Raw genomic sequence first — 9741 nt, forward strand, 5'->3', positions numbered from 1 at the left:
TTTTTATCCACCTGATACCCCAGATAAGCTGTGGTAAATTAAACAGGCAGGATAAATAATAAATAATATATTTAGGATTTAGAGGTTGATAAGTTAGGGCTATTTTAAATTTCTTTTTTGCATTTTGTAACTCACCTATTTCAAAATACCTGCGTCCCCATGTAAAATAAAGTTTTCCATATCTTAATTTTGATTTACCTGCAATCTCAGGAAAATTCTGGATAGTCTTCTCAATAATTGCTTTTTCATCAAAAAATAACCGGTCAATTTTCTTTATCTTTTGAGTGGGATGAATCCGATATTTGACTAATGGTTGCTCAAGATAGCCACATTTGTAATGATGTGCCAGTCGAAGCCAAAAATCATAATCTTCTGTCCGTGATAGTGCCTCATCAAACATTCCAATCATCTTAAAGCAATCTTTCTTCACCATAACCGATGAAGTAAGTACCCAATTCTCCATAAATAGTGTTTTAAAAATATTTCCAGATAAAGTATCTGATACCCTTCGAACTCCGATTATATTTCCTGATTCGTCAATAAGCATTAAATTAGTATGAATCCAATCTATCTCCTGGCATTGTCGAAACAGGTTTATTTGTAATTCCAATTTTTGTGGCAGCCAGATATCATCCGCATCCAAAAAGGCAATATATTCCCCTTTAGCTGATTTTATTCCCACATTCCTCGCTGAAGCAGAACCGCCATTATCTTTATAAATATAGTAAATTTTATCCATAAATGGCTCAATTATCCGTTTGGTATTATCTGTTGAGCCATCATCTACTACAATTATTTCAATATCCTGATATGTTTGTTCTACAACGCTATTAATAGCTTGCGGTAGAAAATTCTCTGCGTTATAGGTTGGAATAATAATACTTATCGTTGCCATAGTTTTATTCGCTCTACTAATTTGCTAAACTGACCATCTTATAAATCTTTAAAGTTTCATTAGCTGTCTTTTCCCATGAAAAAAATTTGGCTCTTTGAATGCCTTTTTCTCTTAATTCATTCGCAAGAGTGGTATTAGTTAAAACCTGTCCCATTGCTTGACTTATTTCTTCTACATTATAAGGATTAACTAAAATCCCTGCATCTTCTACTACCTCAGCAGTGGCTGTTGTAGCAGAAGCTATAATCGGTGTGCCGCAAGCCATTGCTTCTACAACAGGTAACCCAAATCCTTCTACTAATGTAGGAAAGACAAATACCTCTGCTGAGGAATATAGCCCGGGCATATCTTCCATAGGAATTTCGTTAATAAAAATTACATCTTCTTTTAGATTTAATTCCTGGACTTTTTTTAATATTTCATCAGTTTCTAACCTCCACTTGCAACCTGCAATGACTAAATTATATGCTTCAGATACATTATTTTTTAACTCATAAAAAGCCTCGACCAATCTACCTACATTTTTTCGAGGAGTTAAATTCCCTACATAAAGTAAGTATTTTCTATTTAGATTATACTTTTTCCGTATATTATTTAAGATATTCTTATCATTAATAGGATAATATTCTTCACCAACACCAAGATAAGTTACTCCTATTTTTTCTTGAGGGATTTTTAACACCTCCCTAATATAATTTTTAATATGATGAGAGATAGTAATAATGAAATCTGTTCTTTTTAAAGTAATTGCCCTTTCCAGTTCATATTTTTTAGCCAAAAAATTTAAACATTCTCTCATGCCTACTCCTGAATCGTAAATGGTAACTATTGATTTACCAAATAGTTGAGGTGGAGATGGAGAGAAAGTTTGATGAAAAATATCTACCTTCCCTACGAGCAGTTCTATTGGCAGATGAAATCTTCCCCAGACCCAATTTTCTAAGAATTGAGTTTGACATCTAAAAACCCTATTTTTAAAATTTGAGGTCTCTAAATCCCTGATAAGTTTATAATTTTTCGGTCTAACAAAGCTATGAAATAAAATATACTCATTCTCTTTATCTATTTTAGCTAAATGTTTAACTAAATTGTAAGAATAGACGGCTAAACCACCTATCATCTGTTGAAAGACAATTTTTCTAACATCAATTCCTATTCGCATTTTCAGGCTAACTCCTTATACACTGCCAATGTTTCGCTGGCTGTTTTTTCCCATGAAAATAATTTAGCCCTTTGTAGCCCTTTCTTTCCTAATTCTATCCTGAGGTTAGTATCACTTAATAGTTGATACATAGCCCCAGCTATATCCTCTACCTTAAAAGGGTCAATTAAAATTCCTGCATCCCTGGCTAATTCAGGTAAAGAAGCAATATTCGAGGTAATAACTGGTGTCCCACAAGCCATTGCTTCAATTACTGGTAGTCCAAACCCTTCATATAAAGAAGGGAAAACAAAGATTTCAGCACCACTGTACAAAGCCGGTAAATCTTCATCCGAAATATAACCTGTAAAAATAACATCTTTTTGTAGATTCAATTCATTCACCTTTTGAAATACTTTGTCAAAAGCCCAACCTCCACCTGTTATTACCAAATTATAACCGTCTATGGAATTCTTCAATTGAGAAAATGCCTCAAATAATCTGATAAGATTTTTTTTAGGTTCAACATTGCCCACAAATAAAATATATCTGTTTTTAATGCCGTATTTATGTTTAATCTTATCAATTATTACCTTATCTTCGATAGGATAGAAGCACTCATTCACGCCAGAATATATAACTTTAATTTTCTCTGCTGACATCTTCTTCCAGTTTTCCAATATCCGATTTTTTGTAAAGAGTGAGTCTGAAATAATCAAATTTGCCCTTTTGATTCCCTTATGAACTTCTTTTTCCAGTGACTTTACCCACTCTAATTTTAGAAATTCAGGGTGGTCTATAAACATCAAATCATGGATTGTTAATACTGTTTTAGCCCAAATTGAGGGAAGAAGCAGATGTCTGGGACCATGAAATACATCCAGCCTGCCCAGACAAAATTCTATGGGTAAAGAAACTTTAAATAGCCTGGTCATAATTTTTGATGGTATAGGGCAAACAGCATTATGAAAATTATTGGAGGTGAATTGAGGAAGAAATCTTTGATATTGCGGTCTTATAAAATTGAAGAATAAAAAGTATTGATTTTCCTTATCTATTTTTTCCAGATGAGATATTAAATTAGCCAGATACTGTTCTAATCCTGCTCGTTCTTCTCTAATGAGACTCCGTGCATCTATTCCAATTTTCATAATTCTATTTTATCATTCGTAGGAGATAATGTCAAGGGAATTTTAAGCGGCGGCATAATGGGTTAGTCATTTGGGGGTAATGTGTAATAAAACATTAGACAACCCCCTAACCCCCTTTGTTAAGGGGGAATTTTGGGGGGTGTCTGAAAATAACGCTAATAGTGAAATCTATCCAGATTTGTGTAAAAAAGGGGATAAGGAGATAAAAGGAGATATGGAGATTATTCATTGTAATTTGCAAAATTTTAGAATGAATTTATCTCCTTATCTCCATAATCCCCATATCTCCTTTTCTTACACTATTTCAACCTTTATGCTAGATTAAGACACCACCGAATTTTGCCTACAAACCTGCAGTTCTGCTCATCCTCCAAATCTCTAATCTCTAGTTCTCCATTTCACTAACCCATTACGCGGCGGCACGAATGAGTGTTTCTTCTTTTTTTCCATTAGTCATTTGAAGTCCCAATCGTTGTTCTGTGGCTCGGATGATCGTTCCAATCATCTCACTGTAAGATATTCCTTCAATCTTTGCCATTTTTGCCAGGTGTCCATCCCAGCACCAACCTGGGTTAGGATTTACCTCAAGCAATTTAGGATTACCATCTGAATCAACCCTCCAATCAAATCGGCAATAATCCCTGCACTCCAGGCGCTCATATAACTTTAAACAACATTCCACAATGGATTTTTTTGTCTCCTCTGGCAACTGGGCAGGAATGGATTTGATAACCCAATATGGCGAGTCTGGAAGCCATTTTGCTTCATAGCCGCATATTTTAGGCAGTCCTTGTGGAAGTGCTGAGTAATCCTCCTCGATAATGGGTAAGATTGTATAAAATTCTGGTGGATTTCCTATTATCCCTACACTCAAGTCTTTTCCTGTCAGGAATTCTTCAACAAGAATAGGTTTGTCATACCCAAATTTCTCACGGATTTCTGAAATAGCGTTTACCAGTTCCTCAATATTATTTGCCACACTCCGCTGTGTTATACCAAAACTGGAGTCCCCAAAGTTGGGTTTTGTAATTACCGGGAATTCAAAAGGAATCTCAAAAGTGGTATCTTCTGGTTTGATAAAGAAAGCCTCTGGAACTGGAATCTCCATCTCTTTTGCAATTCCACGCACAAGTGATTTATCATAGCAGTAAGCAAGACATTGTGGGCCGGCGCCTGTATATGGAATATCAAGCATTTCCATCAAAGAAGGGATATGAAGTTCTTTTCTCGGGTCGTTAGCATATCCTTCATCACACAAATTAAAAACAAAATCTATTTGAGGTTTTAGTTTTACCAACTCCTGATACAAGGTATCGTGGTTATTAAGTGGTATAAACCGATAACCATGAAGTTCTCTTAAGGCATCTTTTAATTGGTCAATTGTATAGAAATCATCGTCATCAAAGATGCACATTGGTTTTAATGGGTCGGGTTTTGACGGGTCACCTAAAATTACGGCTATATTTCTTAGTGATTCTTTTGGTTTTTTCTTAATGGGTGTCCATTCTTTTCTAACTATAGAGCTGACGAGGATGCGTCGTTCCATCATACCGAGGTCTTGATTTCGATGGGAATCCGTTATTATTTCTCCATGAAAGGCAATATTCGTAAATCCTGCGGATTTGAGAAGTTCTTCCATACTTTCTCGGGTGTAAAGTCTTTCTGCATAAAATTGGTCTGTAATCACACCCTTTTCGACATGAGTTACTACCTCTCGTGAGATTAGACGCTGTTTATCTTTTGAAAGCGAACGCTCTCGACAAACAAAATGCTTTTTGTCTATCCATTCCCATGACCTTGGTTGAAATTGTTTTTTTAAATATTTTCCATCTGCCACATCGATAAGGATTCGTCCCCAGGGTTTCAGGACTCTAAAGATTTCCTTGAGCACCTGCAAATCATCCTGAATTGTTTCAAAATAGCCGAAGCTGTTACCCAGAATTACCACCACATCGAATGTATCGGGTGAAAATGGGATTTTTCTGGCATCGCCTTCTTTAAATCTGATATTCAAGCCTTCTTTTTTTGCTTGTGTTTTTGCCTTTTGAATGAGGTAATAGGAGCGGTCTAAGGCATCAATATCGGTTATACCACGGCTGGCTAATTCAAAGGTGTGTCGTCCCTGTCCGCAACATAAATCTAAAATTCTATCTTCTGGCGACAGTCTCAGGATTTTTGAAAATAAATCAACCTCCTTCGCGGTCAAGTTTTCATCCTCAACTACATCCGCATCTGTTTTTAAATAAATTGAGTTGAATATCCGTCGCCACCAATCCGGCTGAACATACTCCTCCAAATTGTGCAAAGGACCAAATGTCCTTTTACATCCTAATGTTACCTTTTCTTTACGAAATGGTTTGACATTAGATACTTTTATTTTCATTTTATTCCCCCCCCCAAAAAAAAGTTTAGGATAATAATATCATTTTTTGGATAATTTTGCAACAAAAATTTTAATAAAAAAATAAAATTTTTGGTTATCCACTTGACAAAAAAAAGATATTATGATATAATTTTAATTAATGGAAAGTATGACCAACCCAAAAATCTTTCCCAATTAAAATCAATTTTTCCATAAAGTGCTTCTCTAATTCTTTTTAAATATCCTGAGGAATAAAAAGATTACCCTGTTATTTAAGGATGGACACTAAATTTTGGGAGAAATAATATATGCCCACCAGGGAACAAGGCATAAAAAAAGACCGTGGAACAAAAATTGACATCTTGAGTTTTTTTTATAAATATCCAATAAAAAACTTACCTGTGGTAGATAAAAATAAATGTATTATTGGAATTCTGGTAAAAGAGAGTTTAATTGCATCATCTACGGTCACTTCAAATTTGACCACACCACTGACAAAAGTCATTTCAGACCATCTTGTCCCGGTGATATTAGAAAAAGATTATCAAATCTTACAAGGGTTACTTCAAAACTTTAAAAAAGTTACGACTATCCCGGTTATTGATGTTAAAGGTAGGGTGGTTGATTGGTGGAATAGATTTGATTTAATCTGTGCCTGGGAAGGATACCCGGACTTAGCTACCCAGCACTTTGAAACAATTTTCGCTAATTTCCCTTATCCTGTGGTGATTGTTGATAATAAATTAAAAATAACTTATATGAATTTAGCCGGTATCAATCTGACAATCACCGGTCGGGGAAGAAAAGTAATCGGAAAATCTTTGAATGAAATCTTTCCTGTGGTGAAGGATATTAGTGATTCTTCTATTATCGATGAACGGATACTCATAGAAGGAGAAGAATTTAGATATGATAGTGTGCCTATTAAGAAAGAAGAAACAATAGTAGGTGCCATATATTTTTTAAGGAGGAAAATATAGTGGAAGGACAACTTAACTTATCAGATTTACAAGCAATGAGCATTTCAAAACTAAGCGACTTAACCCATCAATTAAAGATAGAAGGGGTTAGTGGGATGAAAAAGCAGGAGCTTATTTTTGCCATTTTACAGGCTCAAGCGGCAGAAAAAGGGCTTTTGTTTGGAGAAGGAGTATTAGAGATATTACCTGATGGATATGGTTTTTTGAGGTCACCAAAATATAATTATCTTCCTTCACCAGATGATATTTATATTTCACCTTCTCAGATAAGAAAATTTAGTTTAAAAACCGGGGATACGGTTTCTGGACAAATAAGGCCACCAAAAGAAAATGAGAAATTCTTTGCCCTTTTAAAGGTAGAGGCAGTCAATTTCGATGACCCTGACAGGGCGGCTGATAGGATATTGTTTGATAATCTTACCCCATTATACCCGGATAAAAGAATTCATTTAGAGCGAGAATCAAAAGAGGTCTCAATGCGCATTATGGATTTACTTACCCCTATTGGCAAAGGACAACGAGGATTAATTGTCGCACCGCCACGCACCGGGAAAACAGTATTATTACAAAAACTGGCTAATTCAATTACGACTAACCATCCGGAAATTAAATTAATCGTTTTGCTTATCGACGAACGACCTGAGGAAGTTACAGATATGGAAAGGTCAGTTAAGGGTGAGGTGATAAGTTCGACATTTGACGAGCCAGCGAGTAGGCATGTTCAAGTCGCGGAAATGGTGATTGAAAAGGCAAAAAGATTAGTCGAACATAAATATGATGTTGTCATCTTGCTGGATAGTATCACGCGATTAGCCAGGGCTCATAATCAGGTAGTTCCTGCCTCTGGAAAGGTGCTTTCTGGTGGTGTTGATTCAAATGCCCTACATCGGCCAAAACGATTCTTTGGTGCGGCACGAAATATCGAAGAAGGCGGAAGTTTAACCATTCTTGCTACGGCTTTAATTGATACAGGAAGTAGAATGGATGAGGTTATTTTTGAGGAATTTAAGGGAACGGGGAATATGGAGGTCCTTTTAGACCGCAGTTTAGTTGACCGTAGATTATTCCCTTCTATCAATATTTCCAAATCAGGAACCCGCCGAGAAGAGTTACTTTTAGAAGAAGACGACTTGAATAAGGTCTGGCTACTGCGTAAAGCCATTACCCCATTGAATCCAGTAGAAAGTATGGAATTAATCGTTGAAAAAATGCACTCCACACAAAATAATAAGGAGTTCTTAATGGCTATAAACAGGGGATAACAATGAAGAGTAAACGTAATGGGTCAGTTATTTGGGGGAAACGAACATTAACCTGTGGAGGACAAAGCAATGAAAACAGTAGGCAAGTAGGTAGTAGGTAAGTAGGAAAGGGATAAAGGATGTGCACGGTATTCCTCTTCTGGGGGCAATGTCTCCCCCTTTCCTACTCTCCTACTTCCTACTTTCAGGAGAATCCCCCATTTCACTGACCCATTACGAGTAAACAGTGAACAATAGGCTACTGTTCACCATCTTCTTACAATAGGGTGTGAATAAATGTTTAAATTTCCTCTTCTACCAATTAGATTCTTAGATATAATTGAGATGTTATTAATCGCCTGTGCCTTTTATTGGCTATTTATCTTGATAAAGGGAACAAGGGCGGTGCAAGGAGTAAAAGTCCTTGTCTTCCTTATTGTTGCTTCCTTTGCCGCCAATCTATTCCAATTATATACCATCGATTGGATACTGACAAGCCTATGGACTATCCTACCGTTATCGTTTGTTATCTTATTTCAGCCAGAATTAAGACAGGTAATTGGCGAAATTGATAAAAACTATATTTTAAGAAAATTTTTTAAGAATGAAAGCCGATTGATTCCAGAAATTGTAAAAGCAATAATGTCATTATCAAAGGAACAATTAGGAGCATTAATTGTTTTAAAACAAAATATAAGCCTGAAAAATTATATCGAAACAGGGGTAAAAATAGATGCAGAAGTAAGTTATGAACTACTTAAGACAATATTTACCCCTCATAGTCCACTTCATGATGGTGCAGTTATTATTCAAGGTGATAAAATAATTGCGGCAAGCTGTGTTTTGCCATTAACTCAAAATCCGGATGTTGTTACTCCACTTGGCACAAGACATCGCGCCGCACTTGGGCTTTCCGAAGAAACAGATGCCTTAATCCTGGTCGTGTCTGAAGAAACAGGTAATATATCCATTGCCTTAGATGGCAAGATGCGTGGTAACCTGGATGAAGAAAGCCTTACTCAAATGCTTACCTGGTACAAAGCAAAAGAAGGACAAAAAGAAGGGTAGATACATTTAAGTAAATAGTTACTGCAGGAGAAACGGACATGCCCCTGTAGGGCACAAATGACGATGAAAATTAATGGGACAGAGATTGGAGTCATTAGTCAATGGTCATTAGTCAATGACCATTGACCAATGACCATTGACCAAAAGGAGATAGGCGTAAGGAGTGATGTTTTCTTTACTTTCTACTTTCTACTTTCTACTCTCTACTTTCTACTTCCTATTTTCAGGAGAATCTAAATGACACATTTACACATTTACCGTTGGATTATCAATAACCTCTGGCTAAAATTATCTTGTTTTTTATTAGCTGTGCTATTATGGTTTTCTACAAGTGGTGGAGTATCTATAATTAGAGATTTTAGTATTGCCATTACACTGGAAAATATCCCAAAAAATTTAATAGTATCCTCACTAACGACAAAAAATGTATTTATTACTGTGCAAGGGAATAGAAGTGTTATTTTGAAATGTCAGGCATCTGCTTTTTATCTCCCAATTGATTTATCAAAGAGTAATAAACCAGGAACATATTCATATAACCTGATTCCGGATGAAGTTTATACCCCTACTGGAATTAAGGTTATTTCCATAGAACCACGAAAGGTAATACTTGCCTTAAGGGAAAAGAAGAAGTAGTGCTCTGCTGTGATAGAGCAGTAGGTAGTGGTAGGGTTCTGCAAAATAGGATTTGGGGCAGACAACAAATAAATATCAAATATAAATATCAAAATGCAAAATTACAAATCAAATTTCAAAAAGGACTTCAAAAAAAAGACTGTATAACTTTACTCTGCGACTTATAGAATTCATCGATAAGTTGCCAAAGGATAGTGTTTCTCAAAGAGTTGGAGGAATTTGGTAATATCTTTGCTTCAAGTATTTTAACGCTGAAAGGAAAGAGAT

Annotated in this window: 9 protein-coding genes; 5 read left to right on the top strand and 4 right to left on the bottom strand. The window is 35.8% G+C overall.

Going from position 1 to position 9741, the window contains the following annotated elements:
* The 3 genes from AB1422_12310 to AB1422_12320 form a co-directional block, all read right to left on the bottom strand.
* On the bottom strand, nt 1-895 hold an 895-nt coding region (locus AB1422_12310; GenBank protein MEW6620095.1), incomplete at its 3' end, for a glycosyltransferase.
* 16 nt (nt 896-911) lie between these two features.
* Nucleotides 912-2057, bottom strand: coding sequence for a glycosyltransferase family 1 protein (locus AB1422_12315; protein MEW6620096.1), 1146 nt, complete (start codon nt 2055-2057; stop codon nt 912-914).
* 2 nt (nt 2058-2059) lie between these two features.
* Nucleotides 2060-3187 carry a glycosyltransferase family 1 protein gene (locus AB1422_12320; protein ID MEW6620097.1) on the bottom strand — a complete coding sequence of 376 codons (1128 nt, stop codon included), beginning with the start codon at nt 3185-3187 and terminating at the stop codon, nt 2060-2062.
* Between the two features lie 139 nt (nt 3188-3326).
* Between AB1422_12320 and AB1422_12325 the strand changes: the two genes are divergently transcribed.
* Nucleotides 3327-3512, top strand: a complete 186-nt coding sequence (locus tag AB1422_12325; protein ID MEW6620098.1) for a hypothetical protein — start codon at nt 3327-3329, stop codon at nt 3510-3512.
* A gap of 84 nt (nt 3513-3596) precedes the next feature.
* Here AB1422_12325 and AB1422_12330 read toward each other — a convergent pair whose 3' ends face one another.
* Nucleotides 3597-5570, bottom strand: coding sequence for a methyltransferase domain-containing protein (locus AB1422_12330; GenBank protein MEW6620099.1), 1974 nt, complete (start codon nt 5568-5570; stop codon nt 3597-3599).
* 287 nt (nt 5571-5857) lie between these two features.
* Between AB1422_12330 and AB1422_12335 the strand changes: the two genes are divergently transcribed.
* The 4 genes from AB1422_12335 (at nt 5858) to AB1422_12350 (ending at nt 9474) form a co-directional block, all read left to right on the top strand.
* The gene (locus AB1422_12335) at nt 5858-6529 is read left to right on the top strand and encodes a hypothetical protein (protein MEW6620100.1); all 672 of its coding nucleotides are present in this window, start codon (nt 5858-5860) and stop codon (nt 6527-6529) included.
* Nucleotides 6529-7791, top strand: coding sequence for a transcription termination factor Rho (rho, locus tag AB1422_12340; GenBank protein ID MEW6620101.1), 1263 nt, complete (start codon nt 6529-6531; stop codon nt 7789-7791). The genes AB1422_12335 and rho overlap by 1 nt, the downstream gene beginning before the upstream one ends.
* A gap of 276 nt (nt 7792-8067) precedes the next feature.
* Nucleotides 8068-8838, top strand: coding sequence for a diadenylate cyclase CdaA (gene cdaA, locus AB1422_12345; protein MEW6620102.1), 771 nt, complete (start codon nt 8068-8070; stop codon nt 8836-8838).
* 237 nt (nt 8839-9075) lie between these two features.
* On the top strand, nt 9076-9474 hold the full coding sequence (locus AB1422_12350) for a CdaR family protein (GenBank protein ID MEW6620103.1): 399 nt from the start codon (nt 9076-9078) through the stop codon (nt 9472-9474).
* The last annotated feature ends 267 nt before the right edge of the window (nt 9475-9741 follow it).

This window comes from bacterium, from assembly GCA_040757115.1.
Lineage (GTDB): Bacteria > UBA9089 > CG2-30-40-21 > CG2-30-40-21 > SBAY01 > JBFLXS01.

Coding starts and splice junctions, on each gene's coding strand:
- AB1422_12315 (MEW6620096.1), bottom strand. CDS start 2,057: ATGCGAATAGGAATTGATGTTAGAAAAATTGTCTTTCAACAGATGATA.
- AB1422_12320 (MEW6620097.1), bottom strand. CDS start 3,187: ATGAAAATTGGAATAGATGCACGGAGTCTCATTAGAGAAGAACGAGCA.
- AB1422_12330 (MEW6620099.1), bottom strand. CDS start 5,570: ATGAAAATAAAAGTATCTAATGTCAAACCATTTCGTAAAGAAAAGGTA.
- AB1422_12335 (MEW6620100.1), top strand. CDS start 5,858: ATGCCCACCAGGGAACAAGGCATAAAAAAAGACCGTGGAACAAAAATT.
- cdaA (MEW6620102.1), top strand. CDS start 8,068: ATGTTTAAATTTCCTCTTCTACCAATTAGATTCTTAGATATAATTGAG.
- AB1422_12350 (MEW6620103.1), top strand. CDS start 9,076: ATGACACATTTACACATTTACCGTTGGATTATCAATAACCTCTGGCTA.